The organism is Rhodococcus sp. NPDC077669 (assembly GCF_040686915.1).
Classification (GTDB): Bacteria; Actinomycetota; Actinomycetes; order Mycobacteriales; family Mycobacteriaceae; genus Rhodococcoides; species Rhodococcoides fascians.
In genome coordinates, this window is sequence record NZ_JBFBMD010000006.1 from 242,914 (window position 1) to 259,968 (window position 17,055).

Here is a 17,055-nt window from a genome sequence, read left to right on the forward strand (position 1 = left end):
TCGCTGGTGTAACGCTCGGAGGTCCCCGTCAGCCGAGGGCGACGGGGAGCAGGCGGGGTCGCGTCCGAGATGCGATGTCGGCCAACGCACCCTCCAGCGTCGGGTATCGGAAGTCGAACCCGCTGTCGGTCAACACCTGCGGCTCGACCCACCGACTCTTGAGGACCAGCTCGGGTTCGGTTCGGATCACCCGTGCGCCCAGCTTCAGCAGCCATGCCGGCGTCGCCAGTCCGTGATCGAGACCGAGAGCAGATCGAACCTGGTGCATCAGAACCTCGTTGGTCACCGGGAACGGTGTCGCCACGTTGACAGGTCCGGCGACGTGCGAGGTGGCGTACAGGTGGTCGAGAGTCCGAGCGACATCGTCGACGTGAACCCAGCTGAACATCTGGCCACCATCGCCCATGCGGCCCCCCAATCCCACTCGTGCCAGATCGATGATCGGGTTGATCGCCCCGCCGCCTGCGCCCAGCACGATCGACAACCGCAGTGCCACTCTGCGAATCGACACGTCGGCGTCGAACAGTTCGCGCTCCCACGACCTGGCCACCTCGACCGAGAAGCCCGATCCCAGTTCGCCGTCCCGTTCGCTCATCGACCTGTCGCGGGCATCGCGATAGATGGTTCCGGTGCTCGCGTTGACCCACAGCGCGGGTGGATTCTGTACCTGGGCCAAGGCACGCCCGAGCTGGGCTGTGGTCTGAATTCGCGACGACATGATCGCGTCGGCGTTGGCCTTGTTGTAGCGACAGCTCACCGAGCGGCCGGCGAGGTTGACCACCAGATCGGTCCCGTTCAGGACCTCGATGAGGCCGCGATGGTCGGACCATGGTGCATCGCTGGACGATCCGCGTCCGACCGTCCTGACGCCGATACCGCGGTCCTCGTAGTAGCTGCGCAGATACCCGCCGATGTAGCCGGAGGCACCGCACAGGACGACGGTCGATGGTGAATCGGTCATCGACTAAACCCTTCTGGAGAGGTCATTCGTTTCAGGAGACCGGCGACATCGGCTACCAGGCCGCGCGCAACCGGGAGTCGGGCGAGACGAACCGCCTTGGATACGACGGGTACGAGCCCGTCGACCAGAGTGCGGGTGCGAGCCTGGTTGTCGGACGAATCGGTGACCCAGTGCAGCGTGACGCCCATGTAGATCATCCAGAGCAGCAGCGGGAGTGCATCGTTCAGCGACGCGGGTACCTTCTGCTTCGATGCATCCAGCGTCGTGCGCATCAGATCGATGGCCATGGCTCTGGCGTCGGAGGATTCCTCGGAGAACGGACTGGAGCTGGACCTCGTCGGCAGCGCCAGCTGGAGGAACGCGCCGCCGAACGCGTGATACGGCGTCAGGACGTCCAAGCCGGAATGCAGAACCGCGGCCAGGTTCTCCGACAGTGACCCGCCCTGGGTGATGACCTGCTCCGCACGTTCGCGGTGATCGCGCTGGATCACCACATAGAGCTCATTGACCAGCTCGTCCTTCCCGGCGAAGTAGTAATACGCATTGCCGAGCGACACGCCGGCCTCGTCGGCTATCCGGCGCATGGTGGTGGCCTGGAACCCCTCTTCGCGAAACAGCCGAAGAGCGACTTCGACCAGCTTGTCGCGCGTCTCGGATGTGCGGGCCATGCGGTCACCTCGTTTTCTGAACGTGTTCAAAAAGGACGGTAGACCCATTTTTGAACATGTTCAAGCGCAATGGCCGGGCACTGGCCTGGATACTCGACGCATGCTCAGACGAATGGGAACCTCGCTGATCGGAGGCAAGGGGGCTCAATGGGTGCAAGCGCTGAATGCGCGGCATCCGTGGAGTCACAACGACTACTTCCACAGTTGGATTCTCGCCAACCTGCCGAGCCGACGACGCGAGGCACTCGACGTGGGTTGTGGCCGTGGCGGTCTCGTGCACTCTCTCGCACCGTATTTCGATCACGTCACCGGAGTCGACATCGACTCCGACATGCGCCGCCGCACAGGTCTTGCGTGCTCCGATGTCACCAATGTGACTGTCTCCGAACGCCAACTCGACTCGTGGGCGGACGAATCCGTCGATCTGATCACGATGATCGCCGTTCTCCACCACCTCGACATCGACGACACGCTTCGCCACGTCGAGCGTGTTCTCGCGCCGAACGGCCGGCTGCTCGTCGTGGGTATGGCTGCGCCACGAAGTCCCCGGGATCTGCTGTGGGACGCCGTATCCATCGTGACCAACCCGCTGATCGGCTTCGTCGGCCATCCCTGGCCGAGCCCAGCGGGAAAGCAGCCGGCACCTTTCCCGGTCAAGGACCCGGTGCTCAGTTTCGACGAAGTGAAGCGGTCGGTCGACGCGATACTGCCCGGGGCAACGATGCGACATCGCGTCGGATTCAGGCACACCATCGAATGGACACAGCCCGGGTGATCGAAGGTTCTCTGCTCTGAGCAGAATCGCCGACCCTCCATGGAATCGAGGCTTAGGCTCCGATCATGGGCGAGGTCATACGAATCGATGAGCGCCGAGCAGCACGCGCAGTGGAACCGCTGTGGCGTGAGGTGGTCGGTCGCCGGCTGCGCGAGCGCAGACACTCCCGCGGCGACACGCTCGCCGACACGGCGGCGCGCGCAGGGATTGCACCGCAGTATCTTTCGGAGCTCGAACGCGGCCGCAAGGACCCGTCGAGTGAGATCCTTGCGGCCGTCGTCGGGGCACTCGGCACGTCGATGGCCGAAATTTCAGGCCTGGCGCATCACGACCTGTCCCGCGGCAATGCGACGTTGATGGCTGCCTGACGTCGTCCCTCGAGGACTTGGTCGACCAGGCCGTACTGCAGCGCCGACGGAGCCGTCAACACCAGGTCACGGTCTGTGTCGTGCCGAATCTTCGCGGCATCGCGTCCGGTGTGTTTCGCCAGGATCATCTCCATCTCGGCGCGTACCCTGACGATCTCGTCGGCGGCGAGAATGAGATCGGGAATGGTGCCTCGCCCTTGCCCCGCTGGCTGATGCAACACCACCCGGCTGTGCGTCAACGCCGAACGTCGACCCGGTGCACCTGCGGCGAGCAGCACCGCGCCGGCCGCCACTGCCTGCCCCACACATGTTGTGGCGACAGGGGATCCGATGAACTGCATCGTGTCGTAGATCGCCAACATGGCCGCAGTGTCGCCGCCCTCGCAGTTGATGTACATCGAGATTTCCTGATCGGGGGAGTCGGCCTCGAGATGCAACAGCTGCGCGATCATCGCATTCGCAACACCGGCATCCAATGCAGTACCGAGGTACACGATGCGTTCGCTGAGCAAATGCGAATAGACGTCGACGACGCGTTCGCCGCGCGAATCACGGGTGACGACATTGGGAATGGTGTACGTACTCATCGGGCCATCTCCATCCCGAACGACACCCGACGCGCAGGCATGACCTGATCGAACGAACTGACGATGGCGTCGACGAACCCGTAGTCACGCGCGGCGTCCGCGGTGAACCAACGATCGTGCAAGGAGTCGTCGAATATTTGCTCTCGTGTCTGCCCGGTGTCGTCGGCGATGAGGCCGAGCACCGTATCGCGGGTATGACGAAGATCGTTGGCCTGCACCTCCACTTCGACAGCAGAACCACCGATGCCGGACGAGCCCTGGTGCATCAGAATCCGCGAATGCGGTAGTGCGTAGCGCTTTCCGGGTGTTCCCGACGACAGCAGGAATTGACCGGCGCTGCAGGCCAATCCGAGTGCCAACGTCGAGACGTCGCAGGGAATCAGGTGCATCACGTCGCGGATCGCGAGCATGGCAGGCACCGATCCGCCAGGGGAGTGAATCCACAGGGCAATATCGGCCGACGGATTCTCGGCCGCCATCGTCAACAGGTGGGTGGTGAGGACGGTGCCGTTGTCGTCGTCGAGTGGGCCGTCGAGCACGAGGATTCGATGACGTAGGAGTCGGTCGCGCAGTTCGGGTGGGAACATTCGGGGTGTCTCGCTCATGGTTCGAGTGTGAACTCCAATAGCGCTGTGTGCCAACGATTCTGCTGTCGGCAGAGACGCTGCTCAGAGCTGCGTGACGCTCGAGGGACAATGGAGGCATGACAGCACTCGAATTCTCCGATTCCGTCGTCGTCGCCGCATCGCCCGAGGACGTCTACGCCGTCGTATCCGACGTCACCCGAACAGGTGAATGGAGCCCGATCTGCCAGGCGTGCCGGTGGAACGAACCCGACGGCGGCGGTGTGGGATCGACGTTCACCGGACGCAACGTCACACCCGACCGCACCTGGGAAACGGTCTCGACCGTCGCAGTGGCCGAGCCCGGACGCGAATTCGCGTGGGTCGTCGGCGACAACTTCGTCCGCTGGGGATACACACTCGAAGCGGTGGACGGCGGCACCCGGCTGACCGAGAACTGGAACTTCCTGCCCGACGGCATCGCTCTCTTCCACCGCAAATTCGGAGACTCCGCGCAGGAGCAGATCGACACCCGCAGCAAGGCCGCGCTCGACGGCATTCCGCGCACCCTGGCGGCCATCAAGCGCATCATCGAATCGGAGTCCTGACAGGTAGGTGCGCTGGCTGTCCACTTTTCGCGTCGGCGCGCGATTCCGCCTGCAGACACGAATTGTGGACACTCAGCCCTGTAGTCGCGCCTATTCTGTGCCGATGACGTCGACGGTTCTTCAACTGACCGCGGTCCTCGAGCCTCGCGGCCCAGCGGCTGCGATCGTGCTGACCGACGCCCAGGTCGCCTCACTCGGCAGCACCAAGACGCCGCCGGTGCGGTTCACGATCGGTGGGCAGACGGTGGCAGGACGCATCGGGCGCATGGGCGGGGAGAACCTGCTGGGCCTGAACAAGAGTGTGCGCACCACGCTCGGAGTCGAGGCCGGCGACACCGTCGACGTGACCATCGAACTCGATGCCGAACCGCGCACCGTCGAGCTACCGGCGGAGCTCGCCACTGCACTCGACGCCGAACCTGCGGTGCGCGCAGCATTCGACGCACTGTCTCCGTCGAAGAGAAAAGAGCACGCACGATCGGTCGCCGACGCCAAGCGCGCCGACACCCGTGACCGTCGCATCGCGTCGATCGTCGCGGCTCTTCGGCCCTGACGTACGACCCGGCATGGGGGCGCGGGTGTCAGCGTCGATCAGACCACTGTCGCGGGCCTGTTCGATGCGACGATCTCCGTCGACCTGTCCGCAGCAGACAGGCGCGCGAGAATATCCACAGCCGAGGTGATGTCGGGGAGTGAACGAGTGAAGGGGATGCGTTGACGGTCGTCGAAGGCATATCCCGTCCCGAATCGTAGTCCGGGTGCCAACAGCACGCCGTGCGATTGAGCTTCGGCGACAAGGGCACTGGATCGAAGACCGTCGGGCAGGGAACACCACAATGCCAGCCCGCCGTCCGGAACGCGGAAGTGCCAATCAGGCAATCGATCTCGCATCAGAGCAACGGTGTGATCACGTGCGACTCTCGATATGTCGGCGCGCACTCGGCGTACCTCGTCGTATTTGCCCATCAACTCGACCGCAGCGAGTTGATCGAGAATGGACGTCGAGAGTTGGCGTCGCGCATAGGTGGCGGCAATTCTCGCCAGTAGCCCTGCCTCGGCGCGAACCCACCCGACTCGCAGCCCACCCCACACCGTCTTGCTCGTCGACCCGATCGTTACCGTCGCAATGTCCGGCGTTGCCGCCCCGAAGGGTTCGATGTCGGGCGACCCGTCGAGGGACAGGTCCGCTGCTACCTCGTCGACGATGGTCAGTACTGCGTGGCGGTGCATCGTCGCGGACAGCTGTCGGCGGGTGCCGAGGGGGAGTCGAGCTCCCGATGGATTGGAGAAGTCGGGCATGAAATAGGCCAGGGTCGGTGCGCTCTGACGTGCGGCCCGGTCTGCGGCCGGCACGAACTCCTCGGTGTCGTCCGGGTCGATGGGCACCGGGATGCATCGGCCGCCGAGCGAGTGGACGAGTTCGACGACACCCGGATACGTCGGGTGCTCGACCAACACGCGGGCGCCCGGCTCGGTGAATGTCGCCAACACCGCATGGATGGCGTCGGTGGCACCGGAGGTGACGAGGATGTTCTCGGCTGTGGTCGACACTCCGCGCCCCCGGTAGTAGGCGGCGATCGATTCGCGGAGCTCGAACAGCCCGAGTGGGGCATAGCCGCCGGACGCGAATCGGCCCTGAATCCTCTGGGCCGCAACGCCGTACGCATCGGCCAGCAGGGGAGAAGCCGACGGTGACGCGTTGACCAATTCCACTGTCGCAGTGTCACGGTCGCCGGCGAGGGAACTCCAGGCCGGTATCGACCCCGTCGGGGAAACGTATGTGCCCGAGCCCCGTTGGGCGCTGATCCAGCCACCTTCACGGAGGTGGCGATAGGCCGACGCCACCGTGACCCGACTGACGTCCAGACTGATCGAGAGTGCCCGCTCGGCGGGTAGCCGCGTCTGAGCCGACACCTCGCCGTTCTCGATCAGCCGCCGCAACTCGTCGGCGATCTCGAGGTAGAGCGGACCACCGGATCTGTTGCGCAGCGTCGACGGGCCGATGCGTGCTGCCAACTCCGGGGCCGAGATCGCGGTGGCGTCGAACGAGTCCATGCAGTCCACTGTCGCACACTGGACTGAACTATTCACGGTAAAACCAGTCCATTGTTGTCGCATGATCGCAATTGGAGCTGTATTGGCCTTGTCTCTGGTCGGCGCGGGATGGACCGTGGTCGCCCTGCGGGAGGGAGGGAGAAGCGCTCCTGCTGGTCCGCCGCGCAGTCGTGTGAACGTCGACTGATGTGGCTGTGCTGCGGCAAACGCGCGCGCATTTGTCAGACGCGTCCGAGTTCGCTACCGATTCGGGGCCTATTTCGCTCGCACCTGGCAAACGCGCGCGCGTTTGCGAGATCAGCGGGGGTGGGTGGAGAGAAGCGGGGGTGGGTGCGAGAACTGGGGGTGGGTGCGAACTACGGGCGCCGAGGTCAGTTGCCGTCGGCGATGGAGTCGATGAACGGCGTCAGCAGCAGGGCGAGATCGTCTGCGGCAGAGGCGACATCGTCGGGCGGCTCGGGAATGTAGCTCAGGGCCAGGCGCACGATGGACTTGCTGATGACGTCGGCCTGTCGTGGACTTGCGCCCACCCATCCACGCTGAAATGTCTCCGCCAGACGCTCGCCCGCACGGTCGATCAGGACCTCACTGTCGGTGGTGATCAGGCGCAGAAGATCCTCCGGCGCGTCGCCGCTGTGCAGAGATCGGACGAGTGGATCCAGACCGCTCAGCTCGAAGAACGACGAAAAGCCCTGTCTCAGAGCGGCGGACGCATCGTTCTCGTGTTGGTACAGCGCGGTCTCGCACATCGCGACGAACGCGTCCGTCAATCTGATTGCATACCCCTGTGCGACGCCGCGTCGCGAACCGAACTCGTTGTACAGACTCTGCCTGCTCAACCCCGCGGCCTTGGCGATGTGGCTCATCGTGACGTTGCGCCAGTTGCGCTCGTGCAACAACTCGCGCAGCGCATCGAGCGCCACATCGCGCGCCAGAGTGGACGCGGCTTCACGGTATCGACCGGGAGTCGACGTCTGTTCGGCGGCGGGCATGAACACGACTCTATCGAACGACCGCATGTGGCCTGTCCAGCCAACCTTCTTCGAGACTGTTCCGATCGACGGGGCCCGCGCTCGCGATGAGGGTGCGGACCTGCCGGATGTCCTTGGGATGACCTACCCCGATTGCCCCGACGAGCCTGTCGTCGCGCACCGCGCAGGCCGTGAACCGACGGCTTTCGATGGAGCCGCGAACCACGAAATACTCGTCGTGTGTATCGGTCCACCCCGCGAATTGCAGGTTGACGCCGTGCTGCATGGACCATCCCCACGGAACATCGAGAGCACCCACATCGAGACCGAGGATGGATCGCGCCGCCCGGGTCGCCTGATCGACGGCTCCGTTCCAGTGCTCACTCCGATACGTCCCGCCGAGTACCGAGTTGGGAACTTCGGCGACGTCGCCCGCGGCGTAGACGTTCGGTCTCGACGTACGCATGCCGGCGTCCACCAAGATTCCCGACGCGGTCTCGAGGCCCAGGTCCGCCCCGAGCTCGGTGTTCGCGACCGAGCCGACGGACATCAGCACGGTGCCGGCGGACCATGAACGACCGTCCTCGGAGGTTGCGAGAACGGTGCCGTCGGCCAGCTTCTCCAGGCCGGTCACGGCGACGTCGGTGCGCATCGTGACGCCGTTGTCGGCATGCAGGTCTCGGTACATCTGCGAGATCGCGGCCGGTGCGATCCGATTCAGCGGAGCCGATGCCGCCTCCAACACCGTGACCTCGGCACCGAGCGATCGTGCCGCTGCCGCCGCCTCGCACCCGATCAGGCCGCCGCCGATCACCAACAGTGATCTCGTTCGGACGATCTCGGCCTGCAGCGGGGCGACATCGGCTGCGGTGCGAAGGGTGAACACATGCTCGGCACCCGGTAGGTCGAGTTGCCGTGCACGAGAACCCGTTGCCAGCAGCAGGGCGTCGTACGGGACCGGAGCTCCCTCGTCCAGGTGCACCTCGGAATCGGTGACGGCGGTAGCCGTGACGCCTGTGCGTACATCGACCCCGTCGATGGCTGCACCGAGCTGAACCTGATCGACCGATTTCGTACCCAGCAGCAGTTCCTTGGAGACAGTCGGTCGACGGTACGTGGTCTCCGGTTCGCTACCGACGATCGTGATGGATCCGGTGAAACCCTCGGCGCGAAGCACTTTGGCGGCGGTGTATCCGGCGGCCCCGGTGCCGACGATCACGACGTTGCCGGGTTGGCGAGCGGTCACCCGCGCTCGACCTCGACCATCTCGAAATCGGCCTTGGCCGCACCGCAGTCGGGGCACGACCAGTCGTCGGGAATGTCGTCCCAACGCGTGCCGGGTTCGATGCCGTCCTCGGGCCAGCCGAGCTCTTCGTCGTACTCGAATCCGCATTGCACACAGCGATAAAGCTTCATTGCTTGCTCCTGAAGTCGATTTTCTCTCGGACGCCGCAGTCGGGGCACGGCCACTCGTCGGGTACCTCGGACCACGGAGTTCCGGCCGGGAAGCCCTCGCGTGGTGCGCCCGCGGTCTCGTCGTAGACGAACTCGCACACCGGGCATTCGTAGACAGCCATCACTTCGCTCCGTAGGCAGCGAGGATCTTCTCCCGCTTGGACGGCTGGATGTTGACGCGAGTGATGTCGCCGTCGTAGTGATCGAGAACGCGGTGATCCATCACCTTGCGCCACACGGGCGGGAAGTAGGCCAGCGAGATCATGCTTGCGTAACCGCTCGGCAGGTTGGGTGCTCCGTCCATGCTACGCAGAGTCTGGTAGCGCCGGGTGGGGTTGGCATGGTGATCACTGTGTCGCTGAAGGTGATACAGGAAGATGTTGGTCACGATGTGATCGGAGTTCCAGCTGTGCTCGGGGGTGCATCGCTCGTAGCGGCCGTTGTCCTTCTTCTGGCGCTGCAGGCCGTAGTGCTCGAGGTAGTTGACCGTTTCGAGCAGCGAAAAGCCGTAGATTGCCTGAACGGCCAAGAACGGCAACACGATCGGGCCGAACACAACGGCAAGGACCGTGTAAAGGACGACGGACATCAGCCACGCGTTGAGTACATCATTGTGAATACTCCACGTGCTCTTGCCCAGTCGCTCCATGCGAGTCTTCTCGAGTTCCCAGGACGACCGCAGGCTTCCCCACACGCTGCGGGGGAGGAAGGCCCAGAAGCTCTCACCGAACTTGGAGCTCGCCGGATCCTCGGGAGTAGCGACGCGCACGTGGTGACCGCGGTTGTGTTCGATGTAGAAGTGGCCGTAGAACGTCTGCGCCAGTGTGATTTTCGACAGCCAGCGTTCGAGGTCGTCCTTCTTGTGACCGAGCTCGTGCGCGGTGTTGATGCCCACGCCGCCCATGACACCGATGCTGATGGCCAGGCCGATCTTCGAGAGCAGCCCCAGACCGCCGTCGATGCCGAGCCACGAGAGGTTGTCGGCGGACCAGAGGTAGCAGGCGAACACCAGGCTGGCGAGCTGGAACGGAATGTAGGCGTAGGTGCAGTAGCGGTAGTACTTGTCTTCCTCGAGCGCCTTCATCGCCTCGTCGGGCGGATTGTCGCCGTCCGGTCCGAAGAACCTGTCGAGGATCGGGAGCAACCCGTAGACGAGCAGCGCGCCGATCCACCACCAGACCGGTGCCACGGCGTTCCAACCGAGCTGGTTGAAAGCCCACACCAGGCCGGTTGCCAGAAACACCGCCGTCGGCGGGATCAGGCCCATGAGCCAGAGGTATCGCTTGCGGTCGTGCCACTCGTCGACGGGCGCCTGTGCCTGATCGTCGACATTCGATGCCGTCATCGTCACTCCTCGTGTAGGGCGGATCACTGTGGTGTGGACAATACGCGCAATTTGTATCCCGTGTGTACAAATCAAGATATTTGTACATCAGTGGATGGATTGTTGCGGCAGTCACAGCGTCACCGTTTGGACGAATCGGCCTGCTACCTTCCGACTCGTTGTGATCGGTCACGAATGGTCACGGCACTCGCAGGTTCGTCTGTATCCCGTCGGGGGTACTTCACATCAGGAGTAGTTATGGACGCATTCATCGCCAAGATCATCGTCGACGTCATCCTCGGGCTCATCGGCAGCGGAAGTGCCGAGAGCGGCAGCACCGCAGTGAGCGCAATCTTCGGATCCTGACCCGAAGGGGCTGCGTCGGCGAGAATGCCGGCGCAGCCCGCGGAGCGTCAGTGGCGAAGCGGTAGGAGTGAACGCGGGGCATCGCCGCACACGCTCGATGGCGAACAGCTAGAAGCGGCCCTCGGCGATGGCGAGTACGACGAGAGCGATCGCCGCGATAATGAGTATTGCTAAGAGTGCCAACTGGATTGGGCTGGTCGAGCCTGGCGGCCGAACGCCGTTCGGACCCCTTTTCTGGAGCATGGCACAGACTGTAGGTCACTTCTCGGGTTTGTGCACAAGTTGGATGGTACAAACCGGCGAATGTGCAGATGTGATTCGCACACGTGTTCGATCAGGAGTAGAGTTCGAGTCGGTGGAGCGAGGAGGGAAGCCTTGCTCCACCGCTCCTACATATGACACCCGAGCGAGTGGACGGTGACGGCGATGGACGACGTGTTGCGCAAGGTAGCGGAGCTCAAAGCACTGGTCACCGAGCTCGAGGCCCTCGACCGCCAACGCGTCGGGATGGGTGACCGGCTGGTCGATCTCGAACATTACTTTCGCCGAGCGGGTTGCCCTGAGTTGTCGCAGCAGGCACTCGACGCGTTCGTCGGCACCTATGCCGGCCGAGTGCTCGAATTGGCGGACGGCATGCGCGGCTGACGCCTGCTGAAGACATCTGCCGTTCGCGTACCAGGCGGTATCTTCTGTGGTTCACTGGTTCATCCAAGTCGGGACACGAGGAAAGCCGCTCGAGATACGTGAACAGTCTGCGCGAATGGTGGGCACTTCCAGTCGACTACGGATGGAACGTTGCCTTCGCGCGCTCGCAGCAGGCGCTCGAGATCACGAAGATCCTCATCGGCCTCTGGTGTTGGCTGTTCGGCGCGGCGGCGGCCATCGGGTTGGTGGTGCCGGGCCTCGCCGAAGGCACTTTGGGTACGGCTGCACTGTGGTTCACCGTCGCCACGACAGTCCCGGTCGGGGTCGCCTGGTGGGTCGGTGGCTGGCCGAGCTGGCAGATGTCGATCGCCTTCGTCTTCTACGCCGACGTCGTCCTCGCGGCCGTGGTGCTCACCATCGGTGTTCCCACGACGGTTCTGCCGACAGCCGCTCTGTTCACCGTCATCGGCAGTTACGTCGTCGGGTTCCACGGTCCCAAGCTGCTCACCGCCCATTACGGTTTCGCCTTGGTCACGACCGCTGTGCTGTACGGCTCGGCCTTGGTGGCCGAACCCGAACTACGGTTACTGGCCACGGTCTACCTGGTGATCTTGATACTGGTGATGTTCTCGGCACCGCTGATCGTGCACACGTTCATGATGATGTTGCGACGCGATGCCACCGGCGCGTTCTACGACCCCCTCACCGGATTGCAGAACAGGCGGGGATTCGACGCGGCGATCGGGAACTTGCGACTACGGCCGGGATCGGCAACCGGAATGACGGCCGTGGTGATGGACATCGACAACTTCAAGGCCGTCAACGACCGATACGGCCATCTGCAGGGAGACGCCGTGATCCGGCTGGCGGCCTCCCGCATTCTCGACGTGTTTCCGGCACCCGCCATCACCGTTCGGCTCGGCGGCGAAGAGTTCGCCATCATTGCCCTCGACGACCGTGACTCGGTTGTCGCCAGCGCAGAGGTACTACGAATCCGTCTGTGCAACGCCACCGATCGCTCCCCACTGACCGCCTCGATAGGCATCGCGCATGCGGTTGTCGACACGCGAGAGATCGGCACCGCAGTGGAAGAGTTGCTGGGTCGCGCGGACCGTGCGATGTACCGGGCCAAGGGGCTCGGCGGCGACCGCGTCGCCCTGTCGGAGGGCGAGCCTCGATCGCCGCGGCCGGCCGGCGAGCCGCACTGACGAACGACGGCGTCGACCGATCCCACTTCCGGAACCGGTCGACGCCGTCAACGGAATCGAAATATGTTGCTACGGAGCAACCTTGGCCGCGATGGCCTGCTGCGTTCCGACGTCGAAGACCGGGTTGGTCAGGTGCACGTCGAGGGTGTTGTTGGGGCCGGCGATGAGACCGTTGAGCAACGAGGTGTACGTGCCGCAGTTCTGGAACTGCGGAATCGTGTACGTGCCCTTCACATGGGTGTCGGCCTCGTTGTTCTGAATCAGATCGATCGCGTCGAGGGCACCGGTCAGATTGGCGGTGGTCTCGCTGGTGACGCAGTTGCTCCCCGGGGGAATCAGGTCGAGTGCCGCCGACCCGGACGATCCGGTGCCGCCGATGCCGAGGGGCTTGACGGAGTCGATGCGAATCTTGAAGCTCTGCGCGACATTCAGCTCCAGCTGCGGTGCCTCGGCGGGACCGCCGGCTGCAATGGTGCCGGAGACCGGAGTGGCGTCGACGATCGAGATGGTGAAGTTGGCGAGCGTCGCCGGGCCGAGCTTGAGATCGGCCGACGCCTGCGGCAAGGCAAGAGTGCCGGTCACCGTTCCGCCGACGAGGTCGACGTCGGTGGCCAGAGCGGTGGTCGGGAAGACCACCGGCTGGCCGGTCTTGGCGATCACGGTCGTGGTGTCGGCCTGGAACGTGATGGGAAGGGTGTCGGCAGCGTTGGCCGGGCCGGCGACCAAGGTCGCCAGAGCGACACTCGACGCCAAGGCCGTCGCGGTGACGACGGCTTTGTTACGGATCTTCACGTGCTCTCCTGAATATTGTTGTTGTGCTGGAAAGGAATTGGCGATCAGGACAAGGTGAATGCCGGGTTCGGCTGCACCGACAGGCTGTTCACCGTGCAGTTGCCCGACATCGGCTGGTTGCTCGACGTCAGAGTGTTGGTCATGTTGTCGAACGAACCTGCGAGCGTTGCGGGCCCGCAGTTGTAGCCCAGAAGCGAGAAGCCGACGTTCGAGACCTCACCGGTGGTGGAGCTGGTGGGAGTGAGGGTCCAGGGCAGGTTCTTCAGCTGCGGCAGGCCGCAGAGGCGGTTCGATCCGCTGATCTTCGCGTCGGTGATCGACGCCGACGAGCCGTCCGCGCTGGTGGATCCGGACAGGGTGATCGAGCAGCTGACGGGTACCCCGAACGAGGCCGGTGTGGTGACGACGATCGTGCCGGGTGCGGTGAAGGCGGTATTCGCCGGCGAGATGGTGGCGGCAGCGGCACTTCCGGCGCCGAGGGTGGCCCCGGCAATCGCGACTGCAGCAGCGACAGTGGTGAACGTTCGGGTACGGGACGGCAGGTTGAGCGTCATCGATCCTCCAAGTCCGAGCAGCTTCCGGCTCCCAGACGGGCATCCGGTGGCTCCGGTGCTCCGGCAGCCGAAACGAACATTAGGACGACGAAATGGATGTCGGATATGTTCTTTTGCAAGACAGTGACAAGTCACAATCCGGTCGGTATGTTTGTTGTAAGTCTTGGTATTGATTTCGGTCGGCACCTCGGAAGGTATGCGCTTCATGAGTTTTCGGCCCGTTTTTCCTGGGGGAGTCGGCATGGTGGGCGCGTCGAACACCCATCTGTGGCGTTATCGAACCGTTATGGTTCGTTACCGAAACGAGACGCGCCGTAGTACTTCGGTGACACCTGAGTCGTTCAGGCTGGCGTCAGCGAGAAAAGACGACCCGAAGAGGTTTGAAACAGATAGCAACCCCTGCGTGACGGGGGTGGTTTTTTCATGTCAAACTGTGGTGTGACGTTCGCGCTGGCCGAAGCAGGTTCAACAGTCGACACGGACACGGGAGAGTTGACGGTGCAGCCGTATTTCGCCCCGGTCTGTCGACTGGATAACGGTGCGCTCGCGGCAATCGAAGTACAACTGCGCGGCCCGAAGGACGGTCCACTCGCCTCCGCCGATGCACTGAAGCGCGCTGCTCGCGCCATGGACGCCAAGCGTGAACTCGATGTTCTCGCGTGGGGAGTGGCCCGGCTGGAAAGCGCCGTTCGGCTACCGATGCTGGTCTCGATGGATGTCGACTCGCTCGCAGCACTCGACGAAGCCACCGAAGAACAGTTGCGTCGCGACATCGTCGTCGTCACCGAGGCGGCACTCGTGGACAGCCCGGCGCGCACACTGGCCGCGATCGACAAGGCACGTCGCGACGGAAAAGTGGTTGCCGTCGACGACGTCGGTCGCCGACCGCAGTCCCTGACGCTGCTGCCGCTCATCGAACCCGATGTCATCATTCTGTCTTCCTCCATGGTCTCCACCCGGCCCGATCTGGCCACCGCCCGTACGGCGCACGCGGTGTCGGCTCAGGTGGAGCGAACCGGTGCCGTGGTCGTGGCCAGCGGAGTCGACACCGCCGTGCACCGCAGCCGGGCACTCGGTCTCGGTGCCACCTACGGAGTGGGCGAGCTGTACCCGGCTGCTCAGACGACCGAAGAGTTGCCGGCCGACGCCGCGGAGATCATGCCGCCGTTCCCCACCTGGAGCACCCCCGCCACCGCGCTCGAGTCGCCGTACGCAATTGCCGCCGCAGGCAAGGTCGCGACGCGGAGCACCAAGCGTCTGTTGGTGGCCATGAGCACGTCCCTGGAGATGCAGGCGTCGGCGTCGGGCCCGGAAACATTGGTACTCGGCACCTTTCAGCGGGCCGAGCATTTCACACCGACCAGCCGTGCGCGGTGGGTGTCGATGGCGGAGCAGATCTCGTACGCCGGCGTCTACGGGGTGGGGATGGGCTACGTGCAAGAAGGCGGCATCGTGCACGCCCCGCTCGACCCGACGGACTCACTCGTCGAGGAGTGGAACGTGGTAGTTCTCGGCCCGCATTTCTGCGGAGTGCTCGCCGCCATCGACCTTCACCGGGGCGAAGCCGACGCGGATCGTGAATTCGACTATGTGATGTCGTACGACCGCGCCACCGTAGTCCGTTGCGCCCGTGCAATTCTCGCGCGCTTCTGAACGGTCGAGCCGGTGGTGTGCGTACTGGATGTTTCGGGCAGCCACGGCAGGGCATACGGCACAACAGGTGATGAAGTAGTCCGGACTGCCACATTGCTCAGACCCCGTACGTTGAAAACACAGCGTGCGGGGTCGACTTGTCGGTCAGGGCAACTCGGCCATCTCGTGCACGAACTCCAGAGCGATGTCGTGCACTTTGCGATTGGCACGTTGCGACCTCTCGACCAACAAAGCGAACGCCTCGTCGGCAGTGATGCGGTGCACCGCCATCAGGATTCCCTTTGCCTGTTCGATAGGCGCGCGACGCGCCAACGCGTCCTGGAGATCGAGCGGGCCCTCGATCCTCGTCACGTGCGCTGTGCTCATGCAGTCATTGTTGCGCACCTGACGTCCATGCAGGTCAGAGACCGAAAGACACGCGGTGAAAGCGACAGACCGTGCCGTAGCCGTAGCCGTTACCGGTGACGTAGCGTTCCGTAACCGCCTCGTTATCAGGCAGCCGGGTTGGCCAGAGGTCTCCCGATCAGAAGTTCGAGGGTGCGGTAGGCATCCGTTCGGCGACCGTTGCTGGCGTTGTCGTGATACGCCGCGCCGGCGACGACCACGCCGACCGGAATGCGACCCGACTCGATATCGCGAGCCGTTTGCTCGGCGCAGTTCCGCAACACCGGGCAGTCGGCGCACAGCCGCCATGCCTTCTCTGCGCGTTTGCGTCCGTGCCGAGGAAGTTGTTGCGAGTCGTATGCATCCATGTCTTCGATGCACGCACCCTTGAGGCGCCAGACCTGGTCATCCGTCATCGTCGTGATCCGTTTCGCGTCGTGCCGATCGTTCCACAACGCTTATTCCCCATCCCTGGAGACTCGAAACAACCAAATGCCTTGCGGCGCCGAAGACCCGCCGTTGAGCCGCGCAGTTCTGGCCCACCGCTCAGGCAGGACGACGAGCAGCAGACCGAGATATGACGGCCGCCGCCGCGATGGTCACCAGTGCGCCGAGCACGATGGCGGGGCCTTCACCGGGTGCCAGCACGCTGCTCTGCTCCCCGAGAGTCACGGCCGAAACCGGAACGCCCAGTTGGGCGGCCGCGAGTATCCCAAGCCCGACGGGCTGGCCTGTCGCGCGCATCGCACCGTGCACCGCGATTGCACCCAGGCCCAACACGAGCCCCAGCACGATCATGCTCGCGTGGCCACCCAGTGCACGCAGGTCGAGTGACGCGCCGAGCCAGACGAAGTACAGCGGACCCAGGAAACCTTCGGTGATGGCGAACAGCTGTTTCGCCAGACGTCGCGGTTCTCCGATCGCAGCGATGGCCAGTCCGAAGCCGAAGCCGGCCAGCATCACCGACGCATGAGTGTGGACCGCGAGGGCCGCGAGGCCGAACAGCAGAACCAGGTTGAGTCGCAATTCGAGAGCGAACTTACGCTGGGCAGACACATGGTGGATTCGGCGGCGCAGTCCGGTGAGGTCGAAGTGTCGCCGGATGTGGCCGTCTTGCT

At 64.0% G+C, this 17,055-nt stretch carries 22 protein-coding genes; 7 read left to right on the plus strand and 15 right to left on the minus strand.

Going from position 1 to position 17,055, the window contains the following annotated elements:
- Positions 1 to 28: 28 nt before the first annotated feature.
- Both AB0P23_RS10635 and AB0P23_RS10640 read right to left on the minus strand, forming a co-directional pair.
- Positions 29 to 961 carry a TIGR01777 family oxidoreductase gene (locus tag AB0P23_RS10635; RefSeq protein WP_363797557.1) on the minus strand — a complete coding sequence of 311 codons (933 nt, stop codon included), beginning with the start codon at positions 959 to 961 and terminating at the stop codon, positions 29 to 31.
- Positions 958 to 1,629 carry a TetR family transcriptional regulator gene (locus AB0P23_RS10640; RefSeq protein WP_222072886.1) on the minus strand — a complete coding sequence of 224 codons (672 nt, stop codon included), beginning with the start codon at positions 1,627 to 1,629 and terminating at the stop codon, positions 958 to 960. The genes AB0P23_RS10635 and AB0P23_RS10640 overlap by 4 nt, the downstream gene beginning before the upstream one ends.
- A 100-nt stretch (positions 1,630 to 1,729) precedes the next feature.
- Here AB0P23_RS10640 and AB0P23_RS10645 point away from each other — a divergent pair, with 100 nt between their 5' ends.
- Positions 1,730 to 2,404 carry a class I SAM-dependent methyltransferase gene (locus AB0P23_RS10645; RefSeq protein WP_045841140.1) on the plus strand — a complete coding sequence of 225 codons (675 nt, stop codon included), beginning with the start codon at positions 1,730 to 1,732 and terminating at the stop codon, positions 2,402 to 2,404.
- A 65-nt stretch (positions 2,405 to 2,469) separates the two neighbouring features.
- Positions 2,470 to 2,772, plus strand: coding sequence for a helix-turn-helix transcriptional regulator (locus AB0P23_RS10650; protein WP_045841141.1), 303 nt, complete (start codon positions 2,470 to 2,472; stop codon positions 2,770 to 2,772).
- Here the strand turns inward: AB0P23_RS10650 and AB0P23_RS10655 are convergent.
- Together AB0P23_RS10655 and AB0P23_RS10660 are read right to left on the minus strand one after the other, a co-directional pair.
- Positions 2,730 to 3,359, minus strand: coding sequence for an ATP-dependent Clp protease proteolytic subunit (locus tag AB0P23_RS10655; RefSeq protein WP_032383043.1), 630 nt, complete (start codon positions 3,357 to 3,359; stop codon positions 2,730 to 2,732). The two genes, AB0P23_RS10650 and AB0P23_RS10655, sit on opposite strands and share 43 nt — an antisense overlap.
- A complete protein-coding gene (locus tag AB0P23_RS10660; RefSeq protein ID WP_032366937.1) occupies positions 3,356 to 3,964 on the minus strand; it encodes an ATP-dependent Clp protease proteolytic subunit in 609 nt (202 codons plus the stop codon). The genes AB0P23_RS10655 and AB0P23_RS10660 overlap by 4 nt, the downstream gene beginning before the upstream one ends.
- Before the next feature lie 98 nt (positions 3,965 to 4,062).
- Between AB0P23_RS10660 and AB0P23_RS10665 the strand changes: the two genes are divergently transcribed.
- Together AB0P23_RS10665 and AB0P23_RS10670 are read left to right on the plus strand one after the other, a co-directional pair.
- Entirely contained in the window at positions 4,063 to 4,530 is a 468-nt protein-coding gene (locus AB0P23_RS10665) for an SRPBCC family protein (RefSeq protein ID WP_032400353.1), read from the plus strand.
- Between the two features lie 103 nt (positions 4,531 to 4,633).
- Entirely contained in the window at positions 4,634 to 5,083 is a 450-nt protein-coding gene (locus tag AB0P23_RS10670; RefSeq protein ID WP_032371834.1) for a YdeI/OmpD-associated family protein, read from the plus strand.
- Positions 5,084 to 5,121: 38 nt separating this feature from the next.
- On the opposite strand, the gene AB0P23_RS10675 is transcribed toward AB0P23_RS10670, so the two are convergent.
- From AB0P23_RS10675 to AB0P23_RS10700, 6 genes are all read right to left on the minus strand, one after another.
- Positions 5,122 to 6,585, minus strand: coding sequence for a PLP-dependent aminotransferase family protein (locus AB0P23_RS10675; RefSeq protein ID WP_032400354.1), 1,464 nt, complete (start codon positions 6,583 to 6,585; stop codon positions 5,122 to 5,124).
- Positions 6,586 to 6,956: 371 nt separating this feature from the next.
- A complete protein-coding gene (locus AB0P23_RS10680) occupies positions 6,957 to 7,577 on the minus strand; it encodes a TetR family transcriptional regulator (protein WP_032375138.1) in 621 nt (206 codons plus the stop codon).
- Positions 7,578 to 7,587: 10 nt separating this feature from the next.
- Complete coding sequence (locus tag AB0P23_RS10685) at positions 7,588 to 8,802, minus strand: FAD-dependent oxidoreductase (RefSeq protein WP_363797560.1); 1,215 nt, start codon at positions 8,800 to 8,802, stop codon at positions 7,588 to 7,590.
- A complete protein-coding gene (locus tag AB0P23_RS10690) occupies positions 8,799 to 8,972 on the minus strand; it encodes a rubredoxin (RefSeq protein ID WP_027495558.1) in 174 nt (57 codons plus the stop codon). The genes AB0P23_RS10685 and AB0P23_RS10690 overlap by 4 nt, the downstream gene beginning before the upstream one ends.
- A complete protein-coding gene (locus tag AB0P23_RS10695) occupies positions 8,969 to 9,133 on the minus strand; it encodes a rubredoxin (RefSeq protein ID WP_027495559.1) in 165 nt (54 codons plus the stop codon). The genes AB0P23_RS10690 and AB0P23_RS10695 overlap by 4 nt, the downstream gene beginning before the upstream one ends.
- Positions 9,133 to 10,356: an alkane 1-monooxygenase gene (locus tag AB0P23_RS10700; protein ID WP_283542601.1), complete on the minus strand. Its 1,224-nt coding sequence runs from the start codon at positions 10,354 to 10,356 to the stop codon at positions 9,133 to 9,135. Before AB0P23_RS10700 ends, AB0P23_RS10695 begins: the two co-directional genes overlap by 1 nt.
- Before the next feature lie 771 nt (positions 10,357 to 11,127).
- Here AB0P23_RS10700 and AB0P23_RS10705 point away from each other — a divergent pair.
- On the plus strand, positions 11,128 to 11,346 hold the full coding sequence (locus AB0P23_RS10705) for a hypothetical protein (RefSeq protein WP_094621470.1): 219 nt from the start codon (positions 11,128 to 11,130) through the stop codon (positions 11,344 to 11,346).
- A 98-nt stretch (positions 11,347 to 11,444) separates the two neighbouring features.
- The gene (locus tag AB0P23_RS10710; protein WP_222096339.1) at positions 11,445 to 12,554 is read left to right on the plus strand and encodes a GGDEF domain-containing protein; all 1,110 of its coding nucleotides are present in this window, start codon (positions 11,445 to 11,447) and stop codon (positions 12,552 to 12,554) included.
- Between the two features lie 69 nt (positions 12,555 to 12,623).
- On the opposite strand, the gene AB0P23_RS10715 is transcribed toward AB0P23_RS10710, so the two are convergent.
- Positions 12,624 to 13,346: a hypothetical protein gene (locus AB0P23_RS10715; protein WP_027495562.1), complete on the minus strand. Its 723-nt coding sequence runs from the start codon at positions 13,344 to 13,346 to the stop codon at positions 12,624 to 12,626.
- A gap of 44 nt (positions 13,347 to 13,390) precedes the next feature.
- Positions 13,391 to 13,900 carry an alkane oxidation protein activator PraA gene (praA, locus tag AB0P23_RS10720; RefSeq protein WP_032366927.1) on the minus strand — a complete coding sequence of 170 codons (510 nt, stop codon included), beginning with the start codon at positions 13,898 to 13,900 and terminating at the stop codon, positions 13,391 to 13,393.
- 423 nt (positions 13,901 to 14,323) lie between these two features.
- On the opposite strand from praA, the gene AB0P23_RS10725 reads away from it, so the two are divergent.
- Positions 14,324 to 15,553 carry an EAL domain-containing protein gene (locus AB0P23_RS10725; RefSeq protein ID WP_196248612.1) on the plus strand — a complete coding sequence of 410 codons (1,230 nt, stop codon included), beginning with the start codon at positions 14,324 to 14,326 and terminating at the stop codon, positions 15,551 to 15,553.
- A gap of 144 nt (positions 15,554 to 15,697) precedes the next feature.
- Here AB0P23_RS10725 and AB0P23_RS10730 read toward each other — a convergent pair whose 3' ends face one another.
- The 3 genes from AB0P23_RS10730 to AB0P23_RS10740 all read right to left on the minus strand — a co-directional run bounded on the left by AB0P23_RS10730 (position 15,698) and on the right by AB0P23_RS10740 (position 16,993).
- A complete protein-coding gene (locus tag AB0P23_RS10730; RefSeq protein ID WP_230593455.1) occupies positions 15,698 to 15,919 on the minus strand; it encodes an ANTAR domain-containing protein in 222 nt (73 codons plus the stop codon).
- A 125-nt stretch (positions 15,920 to 16,044) separates the two neighbouring features.
- Positions 16,045 to 16,353: a WhiB family transcriptional regulator gene (locus tag AB0P23_RS10735; RefSeq protein WP_135043299.1), complete on the minus strand. Its 309-nt coding sequence runs from the start codon at positions 16,351 to 16,353 to the stop codon at positions 16,045 to 16,047.
- A gap of 130 nt (positions 16,354 to 16,483) precedes the next feature.
- Complete coding sequence (locus AB0P23_RS10740) at positions 16,484 to 16,993, minus strand: cation:proton antiporter (protein ID WP_363797564.1); 510 nt, start codon at positions 16,991 to 16,993, stop codon at positions 16,484 to 16,486.
- Between the last annotated feature and the right edge of the window lie 62 nt (positions 16,994 to 17,055).